This window comes from Cobetia amphilecti (assembly GCF_032923285.1).
Lineage (GTDB): Bacteria > Pseudomonadota > Gammaproteobacteria > Pseudomonadales > Halomonadaceae > Cobetia > Cobetia amphilecti.
On the sequence record NZ_CP136695.1, the window covers coordinates 1,809,518 to 1,824,845 of the forward strand.

13 protein-coding genes and 1 riboswitch are annotated in these 15,328 nt (G+C 65.3%); of the genes, 6 read left to right on the forward strand and 7 right to left on the reverse strand.

All coding sequences use genetic code 11. The annotated features are described in order from the left end of the window. Positions 1-198 precede the first annotated feature (198 nt). Positions 199-981, reverse strand: a complete 783-nt coding sequence (locus tag R1T44_RS07790; protein ID WP_043335032.1) for a VOC family protein — start codon at positions 979-981, stop codon at positions 199-201. 116 nt (positions 982-1,097) lie between these two features. Here R1T44_RS07790 and R1T44_RS07795 point away from each other — a divergent pair, with 116 nt between their 5' ends. Beyond that, positions 1,098-1,997 (forward strand): DMT family transporter, encoded by a 900-nt coding sequence (locus R1T44_RS07795; protein ID WP_131431689.1) that lies wholly within the window; start codon positions 1,098-1,100, stop codon positions 1,995-1,997. A 144-nt stretch (positions 1,998-2,141) separates the two neighbouring features. On the opposite strand, the gene R1T44_RS07800 is transcribed toward R1T44_RS07795, so the two are convergent. The 3 genes from R1T44_RS07800 to R1T44_RS07810 all read right to left on the reverse strand — a co-directional run bounded on the left by R1T44_RS07800 (position 2,142) and on the right by R1T44_RS07810 (position 5,610). Next, entirely contained in the window at positions 2,142-3,899 is a 1,758-nt protein-coding gene (locus R1T44_RS07800; RefSeq protein WP_107335164.1) for a monovalent cation:proton antiporter-2 (CPA2) family protein, read from the reverse strand. A 214-nt stretch (positions 3,900-4,113) separates the two neighbouring features. Continuing rightward, entirely contained in the window at positions 4,114-4,380 is a 267-nt protein-coding gene (locus R1T44_RS07805) for a GrxA family glutaredoxin (RefSeq protein WP_043335038.1), read from the reverse strand. 177 nt (positions 4,381-4,557) lie between these two features. Next, positions 4,558-5,610, reverse strand: a complete 1,053-nt coding sequence (locus tag R1T44_RS07810; protein WP_225996387.1) for a YeiH family protein — start codon at positions 5,608-5,610, stop codon at positions 4,558-4,560. A gap of 214 nt (positions 5,611-5,824) precedes the next feature. Between R1T44_RS07810 and R1T44_RS07815 the strand changes: the two genes are divergently transcribed. From R1T44_RS07815 to R1T44_RS07825, 3 genes are all read left to right on the forward strand, one after another. Further along, on the forward strand, positions 5,825-6,733 hold the full coding sequence (locus R1T44_RS07815; RefSeq protein ID WP_043335040.1) for a LysR substrate-binding domain-containing protein: 909 nt from the start codon (positions 5,825-5,827) through the stop codon (positions 6,731-6,733). Between the two features lie 180 nt (positions 6,734-6,913). Continuing rightward, positions 6,914-7,738, forward strand: a complete 825-nt coding sequence (locus R1T44_RS07820) for an alpha/beta fold hydrolase (RefSeq protein ID WP_317292831.1) — start codon at positions 6,914-6,916, stop codon at positions 7,736-7,738. Continuing rightward, positions 7,735-9,003 (forward strand): MFS transporter, encoded by a 1,269-nt coding sequence (locus R1T44_RS07825; protein WP_225347835.1) that lies wholly within the window; start codon positions 7,735-7,737, stop codon positions 9,001-9,003. The genes R1T44_RS07820 and R1T44_RS07825 overlap by 4 nt, the downstream gene beginning before the upstream one ends. Positions 9,004-9,116: 113 nt before the next feature. Here R1T44_RS07825 and R1T44_RS07830 read toward each other — a convergent pair whose 3' ends face one another. From R1T44_RS07830 to R1T44_RS07840, 3 genes are all read right to left on the reverse strand, one after another. Continuing rightward, entirely contained in the window at positions 9,117-10,403 is a 1,287-nt protein-coding gene (locus R1T44_RS07830) for an ABC transporter substrate-binding protein (RefSeq protein WP_225347836.1), read from the reverse strand. A gap of 146 nt (positions 10,404-10,549) precedes the next feature. Then, positions 10,550-11,317, reverse strand: a complete 768-nt coding sequence (locus tag R1T44_RS07835; RefSeq protein WP_225347837.1) for an ABC transporter permease — start codon at positions 11,315-11,317, stop codon at positions 10,550-10,552. After that, on the reverse strand, positions 11,314-12,066 hold the full coding sequence (locus tag R1T44_RS07840) for an ABC transporter ATP-binding protein (RefSeq protein WP_200906787.1): 753 nt from the start codon (positions 12,064-12,066) through the stop codon (positions 11,314-11,316). The genes R1T44_RS07835 and R1T44_RS07840 overlap by 4 nt, the downstream gene beginning before the upstream one ends. 58 nt (positions 12,067-12,124) lie before the next feature. Further along, a riboswitch (TPP riboswitch) is annotated at positions 12,125-12,238 on the reverse strand. 164 nt (positions 12,239-12,402) lie between these two features. On the opposite strand from R1T44_RS07840, the gene R1T44_RS07845 reads away from it, so the two are divergent. Further along, on the forward strand, positions 12,403-13,368 hold the full coding sequence (locus R1T44_RS07845; protein WP_225347838.1) for a phosphotransferase family protein: 966 nt from the start codon (positions 12,403-12,405) through the stop codon (positions 13,366-13,368). Positions 13,369-13,505: 137 nt separating this feature from the next. Then, positions 13,506-15,215 (forward strand): potassium/proton antiporter, encoded by a 1,710-nt coding sequence (locus tag R1T44_RS07850; protein ID WP_131431696.1) that lies wholly within the window; start codon positions 13,506-13,508, stop codon positions 15,213-15,215. Positions 15,216-15,328 lie beyond the last annotated feature (113 nt).

Genomic DNA, 15,328 nt, shown 5'->3' on the forward strand with positions numbered 1-15,328 from the left:
GCGGGGGAAAGCGGCGGGGGAAGCGGCGAGTCGTGCAGTGATGACATCATGAGGTGATGCCATGAAGAGTGATGGCAAGAGAGGGTGTGAAGGGTATGGCATGACAGGTCATGTCACTCTCTGAACACAAGAGCCCCCTACGCATGCGCAGGGGGCTGAATGCGACTCATCTCATTGCGCAGTGCTGCCAAGAGGCCATTACGCGCTGAGCTGGCACAGCGTATGTTCCGGCAGCAGTTGTTCTGCGGGACGCTGTTTTCCTTCTTGCTGAGTCGTCACCGGTGCCGTCGCCAGCAGGGCGATGCCGCCCAGCACCACCATATGCTCGTCACCGTCCGCGAACACCATGCGCTGGGCGTGGGCCGGGTAGTAGTGATACTGCAGCTTGGGATTGATGGGCAGTACCGCATGATGGCGCCCGGTCTGCGGTGCCATGCCGTAGGCCAGCATGCCCTCGCAGACCGCTTCCAGCGTTTCGCCAAGCTCTTCGGCATTGAAGCCGACATGGTGCAGGCGCGGCCCCATCACGGAGAGCCAGGCAGCCAGCGGGTTGGCCTCGAGCAGGCGCTCGAAGGTCGGCCAGTCCGGCATGTCCCACGGACGGCAGGGCGCGAGCAGGTTCTGACCCTTGCAGTCATCACGATGACTCTGACTGATCAGGCGCTTGAGCAGGTCACGGTGCATCGGCGGCAGGCTGTTGGCCTGCAGTTCCGCCAGCATGACGGCAGCGCCACCATCCGGGGGAAGCAGCAGATCGACCAGCAGGCCGCGGTCGGCCATGGCGTACTGTTTCACGCGGCGATAGCCCTGGTGGTACAGGCTGGGTAACAGTTTCTCGCTTCTGAAAGGCCCCTGATTCAGCGTCAGGAACATCAGATATTCAGGGTTGATGCTGTCTGGCCAGATATCCAGCGCCCCGATGTCGGGGTGGCGATGGACGAAGTCCAGCCATAGCTGCTGTTGGAATTCCTTGCGTTGCATGATGCCTCCTTGGACGGCCCCTATGACCTCAGTGCTGGAGCGATTATAGGTAGTCGTGCAAAGGGGTATTCAACGCCATTATCCGTTTTTTCGCGTTTCTTGATCGGAGAGTAAAAATGCCAGTGCTGGTGGCGTATTGCGTGGTTCTCATGGTGTGGTCGACGACACCGCTGGCCATCTCGTGGAGCGCTTCGGGCTGGCTGCCTGCCTGGTCGGCGATGGGCAGAATGTTAATTGCCGCATGCCTTGGTTACCCATTGTTACGCATGATGGGGCTGAAAATGGACCTTTCGCGTGGGGCACTGCGCAGCTACTCGGCAGCCGCTCTGGGTATCTGGGGTGGCATGTACTTCGCCTACCTGTCTGCGGCCTGGTTACCAAGCGGTATCATGTCGTTACTGTTTGGACTGGCACCATTGCTATCAGGGCTTTATGCACGCTGGTGGTTGAAAAGTGCTCCACTTGACAAGTTGCAGTGGATGGGGTTTGCGTTGGCATTGAGTGGACTGGCCGTCGCGGTCTCGGATTCCCTGGCGTTGCCGCCGGGCAGCTGGAAGGGAGTCTTGACCATGCTGCTGGCCGTCAATTGCTTCGCCGCCTCGGGGGTACTGGTGCAGCGCGAACGGGCAGGGCTGCATCCGCTGGTGCAGACGGAGGGTGCGCTGCTGGTCTCGCTGCCGCTCTATCTGGTGTGTGCGCTGATCGTCGATGGCGTGCCGCAGGCCCTGCCGGAGGGGCGGCCGATGGCGGCCATCCTCTACCTTGGCATCTTCGGCTCGCTGATCGGCTACCTGTGCTACTACTTCGTGCTGTCACGCCTGTCGGCCAGTACGGTGGCGCTGGCGACCTTGATCACCCCCATCTTCGCCATGAGCCTGGGCGCGGTGCTCAATGATGAGCTGATCTCCAGCCGCGTGCTCGCTGGGGCCTTGCTGATCGTGATCGGGCTGTGCGCCTATCTGTTCGGCCCGCAGTGGCGGGCGCGCCTGACGTCCCGCCGCCTGTCGCAGGGCTGAGCAGGACTCGGGCCGCTCGCCTTTCGAGGAATCGGGTCTGCACGCAAGGTGTTGCCGAGTGCCCCAACGACAAGGGCCGCCCCTGCCGGGGCGGCCCTTGTGTCTTTTCAGGCGCGACTGAGCGCTCTGACGAGTGGTGCGACGTCAGTCCTGATTGTTCTGGAACAGGCGCTTGAGCTCGACCATGGCGGCTTGCTCGCTGTTGACGAGCGCTTTCTGGTCGTGACGGTGCTCGTAGTTCTGCTTGAGCATGTTGTCATCCATTTCCCGGAACGCACGCGCCACTTCCGCCGCGCGAGCACTGGGATAGCCCATCGCCACCAGCAGTTCTCCGCCCATCTCCAGGCTGCTGGCGTAGGTGTCACGAATCACGTGCTCCACGCCCAGTTCCATCAGCTCCCAGGCGTGGTGGCGGTTACGGGCACGCACGAACAGCTTCAGGTGCGGGAATTGATGGCGCACCATGCGCACTATGCCTGTCGAGGTCTCGGCATCATCGACCGCCACCAGCATGATCCTGGCCTGCTCGGCACCCGCCGCCCGCAGCAATTCGGCGCGGCTGGCATCGGCGTAGAAGATGCGCGACCCGAACTGACGCACGAACTCGACCTGGGTGATATTGGGGTCAAGCGCGGTGAAGTTGATGCCCTGGCTCTTGAGCATGCGCGCGCTGATCTGGCCGAAGCGGCCGAAGCCGGCGATCACCACCTGCGGCGTTTCCTCACCGAAGTCCTCGTCATAGGGGCGCTTGGCTTCGCTGGTGGCGCCGAGGTGGCGGGCATAGCGATAGAGGAAGGGCGTGGCAGCCATCGACAGGGTCACCGCACTGATCACCAGGCTGGTGAGGGTCTGATCGAAGATGCCGGCGGCCATGCCGGCGGTCAACAGCACGAAGTCGAACTCACCCCCCTGTGACAGGACCGCGGCCAGCGGCAGGGCCTCGGCCATCTTGAGGCGTGCGACGCGTCCGACCAGCGTGATGACGATGACCTTGCCGAACATCAGCGCCAGCGTCAGCGCCAGCACGGTCAGCGGACGCTCCATCACCAGCGACACGTCGACCGACATGCCCACGGCCATGAAGAACAGCCCCAGCAGCAGCCCCTTGAAGGGCTCGATGTTGGCTTCCAGCTCGTGACGGTAGACGGTATCGGCCAGCAGTACCCCGGCCAGGAAGGCGCCCAGGGCCATGGACAGCCCCACCCATTCCATCAGCAGCGCCGTGCTGATCACCACGAACAAGGCCGCGGCGGTGAAGATCTCGTGGATCTCGCTGCGCGCGACCATCTTGAGCAGGCGCGGCACGACAAGGCGCCCGACGATGATGACCGCCGCGATCATGCCGATGCCCTTGGCGATGCCGATCCAGTTGGTGCCGGTGGAGGCATCGAAGTTGTCAGCGAACAGCGGCATCAGGGCCAGCAGCGGGATCACCGCCAGGTCCTGGAACAGCAGGATGGCGAAGGTCGACTGGCCGTGCGGCGTCGCCAGCTGCTGATTCTCGCTCAATACCTGCAGCGCGAAGGCGGTCGAGGACAGCGCCAGAATCAGGCCCAGCAACACGGCGGCGGGCAATTCCAGCCCCAGCCACAGGCCGACAGGGGTGAGCAGGGCGCCGCACAGCAGCATCTGGGCGCTGCCCAGGCCCGCAAGCTTGAGGCGCATGTCCCACAGGCGCTTGGGCTCCAGTTCCAGTCCGATCATGAACAGCAGCATGACGACCCCGAATTCGGCGAAGTGCAGCACTTCGCCAGGCTCCGAGATGAAACCGATCAACGACGGACCCAGCAGTACCCCGATGGCCAGATAGCCCAGGATGGAGCCGAGGCCCAGACGCTGGAAAAGTGGCACGGCAACCACCGCGCACCCCAGCAGCACGGCGCCTTCCATCAACATGTTCATGTGCGTGTCCTTGTGCATACACGGGCGGAGAAGGCAGCGATTGTCGCTGCCCCCTCCTTTTGTCGCAAGCGGCAAGGTGCGCAAGACGCGACCTTGTGTGCTGCGTTGTGGTGCGAGTAAGCGTCGTGACCAGGGGCGGGAGGCGGTGACGCAGGCACAAAAAAGCCCCCGCCAATGGCGAGGGCTTCAGCAGTGAAGCGGCTGATGGCGGCGATCAGGCCTGCGGCATCAGAGCTTCGTCCTGCACGTACTGGTTGAACTCGGTGAAGCCACCGATGTGGGTCTGATCGACGAAGATCTGCGGCACGGTCTCGACCGGCTTGCCGATGGTCTTTTCCATGTCGGCCTTGCTGATGCCTTCGGCATGGATGTCGATGTAGCGGAAGTCGAAATCATCGCGCTTGGCGGTGAGCTCTTCCGCGAGGTCCTTGGCGCGGACACAGAAAGGGCAACCCGGACGACCGAAAATGACTGCAAGCATGAGACTCTCCTAAGGTTCGTGACTCTCGTTCAGCCCGTACTGGGTGGGCCGAGAAAATGGCGCCGGCACTGCCGGTGAGTAATTGATGACCGCCATTGTGCTTGAGCCTGCCCGGGTTTGCCAATTGAGCCGTACTACCAAAGTCATTGGGGCAATCAATCACTGCCGTGCTGAGGATTAGCCCATCAGCAGCAGATTGGCGCCAAAGCCACCGACGATCAGCAGCGTGAACAGGATCAGCGCGAGCAGGAAAGGCTTCATGCCCAGTGAGCGCAGACGATCGATGCGAGTCTCGACGCCCAGGCCCGCCATGGCCATGGTCAGTGCCACGCTGCCGAGGGTAGAGAGGCTTGAGTGCACTGCCGCCGGGATCTCGCCGGTGCTGTTGATGCCGGCCATGGCGATGAAGCCCAACGCGAACCACGGAATCGTCATGCTGCCGCCGGTCTCGCGGTCATCGCCTTCGGTACGGGCCCGCATCGCCCACAGCTTCGGCAACAGCAGCAGGAAGGGTACCAGCATCATCACGCGCATCAACTTGACGATCAGCGCATTGGCCAGGGCGTCCGGGCCGACCGCTTCACCGGCGGCCACGACCTGAGCGACCTCGTGGATGGTGGAGCCGATATAGATGCCGAACAGGCCTTCATGCATGCCACTCAGCGGGTAGAGCAGCGGGTAGACCAGCATCGCCAGCGAGCCGAACAGCACCACCGTGGCGACGGCCATGGCGGTGGCCGCCGGGCGTGCCTTGATCATTGATTCGGTCGCCAGTACCGCCGCGGCGCCACAGATGGCGGAACCGGCACTGGTCAGCAGTGCGGTGTCGCGGTCCAGCCCCAGCCAGCGCGTGCCGATGAAGTAGCCGCTGCTCAGCACCGCGGTGATCACCAGCACATCGAGGAAGACGACGCTCCAGCCCAGGCCGAGAATCTGCTGCAGGGTGATGGAGAGGCCGAACAGGATGATGCCGAGACGCAGCAGCTTCTTGGTCGCGATATGCAGCCCCGGGGAGAGCGCCGCGGCGTGCCGGCTGGTGATCGGCAGGTTGCCGACCACGATACCGCACAGCAGGGCGAAGACCAGCGGGCTGATGCCGGTGGAGGCCAGCGCCGGAATGGAATGCAGTGCCAGTCCCACCAGGGTCAGGCCGCCACACAGGGCGAGGCCCGGCAACATGCGGCGCAAGCGCTCGGCAGTGGCGGGGGGAGTCAGGGTCTGTGCGTCCATGAGCATTCTCCTTGAGGAAAGTGGCCTATCCCGTGCGGAACATGGCCTGTCTTGTTATGGGTCGTGCGCTGGCGTGTGGTGCACGGCTGTCATCGGCAAGGGCGCTTGAGTCTGCGTCGCTTGCTTAGTGCCTCTGGTTTGATGATTAGTCTATTCGGGAATATTATTCGGCAGTTAGTCGATTATTCTTTTATTACATACCGGAAAAACCGATATGCAGATCCACATCACGCTGCGCCAGTTGCAAGTGTTCGTGGCGGTGACCCGCCACGGCTCCGTCAGCGCCGCGGCGCGCGAGATCGGCCTGTCGCAATCGGCGGCGAGTCAGGGGCTATCCGAGCTTGAGCGTCATCTCGAGGTGCAGCTGTTCGAGCGCCTCGGTCGCCGCCTGGCCCTGAACGCCAATGGTCGTCGCCTGTTGGCGCGCGCCGAGCAACTGCTGGAACAGACCCACGCGCTGGAGCTGGAGGCGCGTGAGCCCGGCGTGGTGGATGGCAACCTGCGTGGCGAGCTGGAAATCGCTGCCAGCGCCACCATCGGCACCTGGTTGTTGCCGGGGCTGGCGGGGGCCTTCATGCGCGAACATCCGGGCACCGAGCTCAACCTGCGTCTGCGCAATACCCATCAGGTGGTGGAGGCGGTGCTCAACTATGACGCCGAACTCGGCCTGATCGAGGGTGACTGCCATGCGCCGCGCCTGATGAGCCAGACCTGGCGCGAGGATGAGCTGGTGGTGGTGGCGCCCCCGAGCCATCCGCTGGCCGTGCGTGGCGTGGCGCTCAGCGATGAGGACCTCGCCACCGCCGACTGGATTCTGCGCGAGGGGGGCTCGGGCACGCGGGCGGTCTTCGAGCGTGCACTGCACGGGCGGATCGAGCGCCTCAAGGTACGCATGGAGCTGGGCCAGCACGAGGCCATCAAGCAAGCCGTATTCGCCGGGCTGGGGCTGGGATGTCTGTCGCGGCTGTCAGTGGCGGCCGAGATCGCGCGTGGCGAGCTGGTGGTGCTGGCCACGCCCCAGCTCAACCTGAAGCGGCGCTTCTCGATGCTGTGGCACCCGGAGCGTTACCGCAGCCCGCTGTGGCAGGCGGTCAAGGTCTATCTGGAAGCCAGCCCGCGCTGAGCCGTCGAGGACGGAGCCGCCGCGCGCTTGATAGTTTGCTAACATAGGCGCTCCCCGCGAGCCGGCTGCCGCCGAGCCACGCCGCTGAGCCACGCCGCTGAGCCTGAGCTACCGCGCCTGAGCTACTGCGCCTGAGCCACGGGGAGCGTAACGGTCTGTCTAGCGTCCATGGAGATGATGATGAGCACAACGGTCGAGCTTTATTACCACGAGAGCGATGCTCGTGATGGCGCCGAGGAACAGACAACGAGCCAGCAGGACGCGACGCCGCTGGTCATTCTTCACGGCCTGTTCGGCAGTGCCGACAACTGGCGTTCGCATATCAAGTCGTGGTCGCGGACGCGCCGCGTGATCGCGGTGGATCTGCGCAACCACGGCCGCAGTCCGCACGTGGCCGGCATGAGCTACCCCGAGCAGGCCGCGGATGTCCTCGCGCTGCTCGACCGCCTTGCCATCGAGCGCTGTGACCTGCTGGGCCACTCGATGGGCGGCAAGGTCGCCATGCAGGTCGCACTCGAGGCGCCCGAGCGTCTGCGCAGCCTGCTGATCGCCGATATCGCGCCGGTCGCCTATGGCCACGGGCATGACGATATCTTTGCCGCCTTCGAGGCGGTACGTGACGCGCGCCCGGCCTCACGCAAGGAGGCCGACACGGTGATGGCGCAGCATGTCGATACCCCGGCCATTCGCCAGTTCCTCGCCACCAATCTGGTGCGTCTCGACGATGGCGCCATGGGCTGGCGCGTCGGGCTGGACCATATCGCGGCGGGCTACCCGCAGATCGTCGAGGCGCCGCACGGTCAGGGGCCAATCGAGCTGCCGGCGCTGCTGCTGTGGGGCTCGCGCTCCAACTATGTGCAGGCCGAGGGCCTGGCGACGATGCGCGAGCACTTCCCTGCGCTGGAAGATGACTCGCTGGAGGCCGGCCATTGGCTGCACGCCGAGCGTGCCAGCGAGTTCCAGCAGGCGGTGGTGGCGTTCCTTGATCGCGTCGCACGCGCTTGAGTACGCCGAGCAGCCACTCCGAAAATCGTCAGCCGGCCGCGAGCGAGCGGGTCATCCCGCCGGTGACCACCCACGAGCGCCTGGTGGTGGCGCTGGTCACCCTGCTGCAGTTCGCCGTCATCATGGGCTTCACCATGGTGATGGCGCTGGGCCCCGACTTTGCCACCTCGCTGGGCATTCCGCTGGATCACCTTGGCTATATCGTCGGCAGTTATCCGCTGGCCGCCGCGGTGGGCACTCTGCTGTGGACGCGACACGCCGATCGCTTCGATCGGCGCTGGGCGGTGTTGGGCTTCCTGTTCGGCGCGGCGCTCTGTCACCTGATCGCCAGCTTTGCCACCGACTTCGAGACCTTGCTGGCGGCGCGCATGCTGGGCGGCCTGTTCGGCGGGCCGGCGGCGGCGACGGCGCTGGCCATCGTGATCGACGTGGTGCCGGGAGTACGTCGGGGGCGTGCCATGGGCCTGGTGATGGGTGCCTTCTCGGTGGCCTCGGTGCTGGGGCTGCCGTTTGCGCTGTGGCTGTCGCAGGGCTTCGGCTGGCAGGCGCCATTTCGCGCCGTGGCACTGTTGGCGCTGCTGGTATGCGGGCTGCTGGCCTGGATACTGCCGCCTATCCGCGGCCATCTCGATAACCCCGAGACACGTCAGCGCAGCCGCAAGGGCACCACGATCCTGAAGATCCTGGCCCAGCCCGACCATCGGCTGGGGTTGGCGCTGATCGCCACGGCGATGTTCAGCAACTTCCTGGTGATTCCCAACCTGGCAAGCTATCTGCTGTTCAATCTGGGCCTGCCGCGTGAGGATCTCGGTGGGCTCTACATGATCGGTGGCGGCCTGTCGCTGGTCGGCATGCAACTCACGGGGCGGCTGTGTGATCGCTATGGCTGTGTCTGGCCGGGCACCATCACCTGCCTGATGACGGCGCTGGTCGGCTGGGCCTTCCTGCTGCATTCGCCGGGACCGTCGCTGATCTGGATCGGCTTCGGCGCCTACATGCTGTTCTCGTCGGCGCGGCGTGTGACCCAGAATACGCTCAACAGCTTCATTCCCGCCGACCACGAGCGAGCGGCCTTCACCAGCACCCAGAGTGCCGTGCAGCATCTGAGTTCCGCCGCCGGCAGCTATGTGGGCGCCGGACTGCTGGTCAGCACCCCGAGCGGCGCGTTAGAGGGCATGCCGCTGCTGGTCGCGGTGCTGATGATCGCGCTGGTGATTCAGCCGCTGCAGATCCTGTGGCTGTCGCGTCGCCTGGCACGCCGCTAGCGCTTGTCGAATAGGCACAAGACGGCGAGAGCGAGCCGGTCCTGAACCCAAAACGCCCTGTCGGAATCTCCGACAGGGCGTTTTGCATGGGGCGCGCTCAAGCGCTCAACGCCTCAGGGCGTGTTGACGTCGACGGCCAGGTGGCTCAGCGACTGGCGCTTCTTGATCATGCCGCGCTCGAACAGGAAGTCCTCGAAGTCACGGTAGCGGCCGGCATCCAGCGCGGCAGGACGCAGCGCGAAGCGCGGTAGGGTGGCGTACCAGGCTTCCTTGTTGAGCTCGGTATCCAGTGCCGGGTCGGAGTCGCGGAACATCTCCCAGCCCTGGTCCGGATGGTTGATGATCCAGGCGGTGGCTTCGCCGACGGCGGCGAGGAAGCCGGCGTACTGGGCCTGCTTGCGCTCGTAGCTGTCGCTGTTGGCGACGAAGATCAGCTCGTCATAGGTCGGCACGCCTTCTTCCTCGATGTAGAAGGCGCGGCCCTTGACGCCTTCCTGGGCCATCTGGGCCAGCTCGAAGTTGCGGAAGGCGCCGGTGACGGCATCGACCTTGCGCGTCAGCAGTGACGGCGTCAGCGAGAAGTTGACGTTGGTCAGCGTGATGTCATCCAGCGTCAGGCCGCTGTGCTGCAGCATGGTGGAGAGCAGCACTTCCTCGACGCCGCCTACCGAGTAGCCGACCCGCTTGCCCTTGAGGTCGGCGATCGACTGGATGTCGCTGTCGGCGCGCACCACCACCACATTCAGCGGCGTGGCGACCAGGGTGCCGATACGCACCAGCGGCAGGCCCTGATCGATCTGCAGGTGCAGCTGCGGCTGATAGCTGATGGCGATGTCGACGCGCTCGGCGGCGGCCAGCTTGGGCGGCACGCTCGGGTCGGCGGGGGCGATCAGCTCGACATCAAGACCGTGCTTCTTGAACAGGCCCAGCTCCTGCGCCAGCACCAGCGGGGCGTGGCCGGGGTTGGTGTACCAGTCGAGCATGACCTTGAACTGCGTCAATGGCTGCTCGGCGGTGGCAGCGTCCTTGGTAGCGTCATTGGCAACGCCCTTCGAGTCAGCATCAGCGCTCTGTTCGTCGCTGGCGGCTGGTTCAGCGCCGTTCTTGGCCTGCTCGGCGGCGCCGGCGGTCGCTTCCACGGCTTCCTGGCTTGCCACCGGCGCCGAGGCGGTCGAGTCACCGTTCACTCCGACCTCGGCCTGCTGAGCGACGATTTCCGGCGCTGACTGGGTGCTGGTGGCGGGTTCTGCCTCGGCGGCGTGGGCCGACATGGCGGTGGCTGGCAGGCTGCTCAGGCACAGCGTGGTCAGCAGGGTGGCGAAGGCGGTGGACAGCAGCGAGGCACGCGGTGAACGTGTCGGCTGCGCTTTGCGCCGTGGCGCCGATGACGAAAGAGACATGGCGGAGTTCCTTGTGATCACAGGGTAGTGGTGCTGCCGTTCGTGGGCGGCAGTCGTCAGGCTCATGCAATTTGTGTCGAGCGTCGTTGCGTCTTTCGGTTACGCGATCTTGCGGTCTTGCGGTAGTTGCTCGAAGCCCAGGCGTGTCAGCTCAGACGTGTCAGCCGGTCGCGGTGCCAGGGCATCAGGGCGCGCAGCAGCGCATCCAGCGAGAAATAGAGCAGCAGGGAGAAGGCGACCAGCACCAGCAGGGCGGCGAACATCAGGTCGATCTCCATGCGCGCGTTGGCGTTGAGCATCAGATAGCCCAGCCCCTGACTGGCACCGGCCCATTCCCCGATGACGGCGCCGATGGGGGCGGCGGTCGCGGCCATTCGAATGCCGGAGGCCAGTGCCGGCAGCGCGGCGGGCAGCTGGATGTGGATCAGTCGGCGCCATGGGCTGGCACCCAGGGTATGGGCAAGATCCAGCCAGCCCTGCTGGGTCTGGCGCAGGCCGTCGTAGCCGGTGGAGGCGACCGGGAAGTAGATGATCAGTGTCGCCATCACCACCTTGGACAGCATGTCATAGCCGAGCCACAGCACCAGCAGCGGCGCGATCGCGAACAGCGGTATCACCTGGCTGATCAGCAGCATCGGCAGCAGCGTGCGGCGCAGGCGGGGAATGAAGGCCAGCGCCAGCGCGGTGGCAAGGCCGAGCAGAATGCCCAGCACCAGCCCGGCCAGTATCTCGCTGATGGTGACGCCAGCGTGATGGGCCAGCAGCGGCGCCTTCTCGATCAAGACCTCGAGCACGGCCTGCGGCGTGGGCAGAATGTAGGGCGGTACGGCGGTGACGGCAATGATCAGCTGCCACAGCCCCAGCAGGAGCAGCGCGCTTATGACGAGGTGACGCATGGCGTGCAGACGTTTCATGCGGCCTCCTCGCTATCACGCAGGCGGGCGATCAGTTGTGCCTGCGCCGGTGGCAGGGCCGGGTCATCCAGTGGCACCGGGCGTGCGGCGCCAAGCCCCGGCAGGCGTTCCAGCTCGGCGCCGTGGCCCGGGAGGCTCGACGGGCGCAGCACCAGCAGCTGATCGGCGAGGCGCAATGCCTCCAGCGGGTCATGGGTCACCATCAGGACGGTGCGGCCCTTGAGCAGGCGGCTGGCCAGATCATGCAGCTCCAGACGGGTGATGGCATCCACCGCCGAGAACGGCTCGTCCATCATCACGACCGGCGCCTGCTGGTAGAGTGTGCGGGCGAGGGCGACGCGCTGGCGCTGACCGCCCGAGAGGGCGTCCGGCCAGGCCTGCTCACGGCCCTCAAGCCCGACCGCGGCCAGCAGTTCATGAGCAAGCTTGCGATTGCGCGGCCGCCGGCGCAGGTCATCGCCCAGCCACAGGTTGTCGATGACGCGCCGCCACGGCAGCAGCAGGTCCTGCTGCGCCATCCAGGCCACGCGGTCGGTCAGCGGCTGACCGTCATCGGTGGCGAGGTCGAGCTGGTGGAGGTCTGACATCTCAAGGCCGGCCAGCAGGCGCAGCAGCGAACTCTTGCCGCAGCCGGAGCGCCCCAGCAGTGCCGTCCAGCTACCGGCTTCCAGACGCGCGGAAATATCGCGGAACAGCGTGTGGCCGGCGTAATCGATTCGTGCGTTGTTGAGGGTGAGTCCCAGCGACACAGGCAATTCCGTGGTCAGGCGGCGTGCCGGCAGGAGGAAGCAGGTGACGCGCCGTGCAGGGCACGCGTCGGGGATTCCCTCCGCCGGTATCAACCGGATCAGGTTCCAGGGGTTGTCGCGCGACGTATCGCTGCGGCTCTCAGCCCATCCTCGGGCACCCCCATCCAGGTCGACAGTGTAACGTCACTCTCTTGCCGGTGTCTTGTCCGACGCGGGTCAGGGGGCGGGTCCGGTGGGCAGGGCAGAGGTGGCGTGCGAAACGGACTATGCCGATGTGCCACGCCTTGGGTATGCTGAGCATTACTGTAACAAGACGTGTAGCCCAAGGAGATCATCATGCCCGACACACCGGATCTCTCGACCTGTTCCAGTTATCCCGTTCCCCCACGGCGGCCGAGCACGGCTGAGGCCGTGGGCGAGCCGCGTCCCGTGCCCAGGGGCTGGCCCGAGGAGTCACTGACCCGCCGGCTCTCGACCTATCTGGGTCAACCGCTCGAGCCGCTGGCGCTCGCCTGGCCGGATAGCGCCAACTGGCTATGGCGCCAGCGTGGCGGCACGCCCGGCCTCATCAAGCTGGCGCGCACCGGCCCAGACCATGACCCCTTCTGGCGCGCCATGCGCGGGGTCTTCGGCGCCGATCGCTGGGCGACGCCGGAGGGCCTGACGCGACTAGCGGGCGCCTTGCCCGCGCGTCTGCCGATTCCGCCACTGCCCCTGACCTTTCTGGGGCGTCTCGATGGCGCGCCCATCTGGCACCTGCCGTGGTCCAGCGGGCAGCCGAGCGATCTCAGCATCACCTTCTGTGAGCTGCTGGGCGACCAGCTTGGTCGCCTGCATCAGGACACGGTGTCCGGCTTCGGCCAGCCGCTGGCGCAGCCGATGCCGCTATTGCACTGGAATACCCGCGTCACGCGCTTTCTTGCCCATCACCCGCGTCGCGCGGAGCTTGGCACGCTGCTCAAGCGCACCTTCCCGGCACCGACTCGCGCGGTGTGGTGTCTGCCGGACATGCGCGCCGATCAATACCTGTGCGCCGCCACAGGCTGGGTATGGAGCGATTGGGAAGCGCTGGTGTGGGCGCCGATCGAGTTCGACTGGGCGCTGGTGGAGTTGCTGCTGGAAACGCCGGAGCAGCGTCAGGCCTTCATGAAGGGCTATTCGCGCCATGGGCGCATGATCGATCTCGACGGCCAGCGCGAGCTGTGCCGTGCGCTGTTGTGGGCGATGGAGGCCTTCGGTCCGCGGCCCTATGCTGAGCTTGCGGCAGCCCCAGCCTGGGTCTCGCCGCGTAGCCTGGCGTGAAATCCGCGTGCTGCACGCTGCAAGTACATGAAAGGTGTGAAATTTCTCTGCAGCCCCATCGCTGACATGGAATACTGTGGGTGAGTCGTCATGGACGTCACTCGAGATCTGATGTAGGGCTTGGCGGGGGAGCACTCGTGGTAGAGAACCTGAATTATTATTTCTTGCTGGCAGGCACGCTGATCGCCTTGAGCGTGTTGGCCAGCCGCGTCTCGGCGCGTCTTGGCATGCCGCTGCTACTGCTGTTCCTCGGCCTTGGCATGCTGGCGGGTGAAGATGGCGTACTGGGCATCCAGTTCGACGACGCCTCATCCGCTTACATGATCGGTAACCTGGCGCTGGCGCTCATCCTGCTCGATGGCGGCCTGCGCACGCGGCTGTCCACGTTTCGTGCCGGCCTGAAACCGGCACTGGTGCTGGCCACCGTCGGGGTCTTCATGACCAGCGGTCTGGTGGGCCTTCTGGCCATGTGGCTGTTTGATCTCACCCTGATCGAAGGCCTGCTGGTCGGAGCCATCGTCGGCTCCACCGATGCCGCGGCGGTCTTCTCGCTGCTGGGCGGCCAGGGCGTTCACCTCAATGAGCGTGTCGGTGCGACGCTGGAAATCGAGTCCGGCACCAACGACCCGATGGCGATCTTCCTGACCATCACGCTGGCCGAGATCCTGACCGGTCAGCTCTCCGGCGTCGCGTCGGGCATCATGAGCTTCCTGCTGCAGTTCGGTGTCGGCGCCGCCATGGGCATCGCCGGCGGCTGGCTGATCGCCCGTCTGATGCGCTATCTGGACCTCGCGCCCGGCCTCTACTCGCTGCTGGCGCTGGCGCTGGGCCTGAGTCTGTTCGCCACCACCAACGAGATGGGCGGCAGTGGTTTCCTTGCCATCTATCTGTGCGGCCTGATGATCGGCAATCACCCCGGCCGGCATCTGGAGCACATCCTACCGGTGCATGATGGCCTGGCGCATCTCTCGCAGATCGTGCTGTTCCTGATGCTGGGCCTTCTGGTCTCGCCCTCGACCATGCTGCAGTTCGCGCTGCCGGCCGCCATCCTCAGCGTGGCGCTGATTCTGGTGGTGCGCCCGCTGGCGGTCATCCTGTGTCTCAAGCCGTTCTTCCGCTTCCGCTGGCGCGAGCTGTGGTTCATCAGCTGGGTCGGGTTGCGAGGGGCGGTGCCGATCGTGCTGGCGATCTTCCCGGTGATCACCGGGGTCGAGAATGCCGGTCTCTACTTCAATGTCGCCTTCTTCGTGGTCATCATCTCGCTGCTGGTGCAGGGCTCGTCGCTGGCGCCGATGGCGCGCAAGCTGCGGGTGGTGGTGCCGCCGGGCGCACAGCCCAGTCGCCGCAACCTGCTCGGCATCATGCCGGTCAATGACTACGAGATGCTGGTCTATCGCGTCGACAACACGGCGCTGGAAGGCGTGGCGCTGCGCATGCTGCGCTTCCCGTCGGGGGCCAAGGTCGGGGCGCTGTTCCGCAACAAGGTGCTGATCCACCCCAAGGGCAGCACCTGCCTGCATCAGCAGGATGTGCTGTGCGTGGTGGGGCGCTCCTGTGATGTGCCGAGCCTCAACCGCATGTTCAATGGCGAGAGTCTGCAGCACGAGCAACGCGCCTTCTTCGGGACCTTCACGCTGGAAGGCGATGCCAACATGCAGGATATCGCCGATGTCTACGGCTTGACGCTCTCCCAGGGCGAGCACCACCTGACCATCGCCGAATTCATCACCCGGCGAGTCGGCGGGGTGCCGGTGGTCGGCGACGATGTCGACTGGCATGGTATCCACTGGGTGGTGAACGAGGTGGAAGGCAATCGCATCACCAAGGTCGGCCTGCGACTGCACTGAGTCTGAGTCCGTTTCTGGGCCTGAATCTGTGTCAGGGCCTGAGCCTGCGCCTGCGCTTCACACGATACGACGCCCCCATTGCACTGCGTGTAATGGGGGCGTCGTGTTTGGAC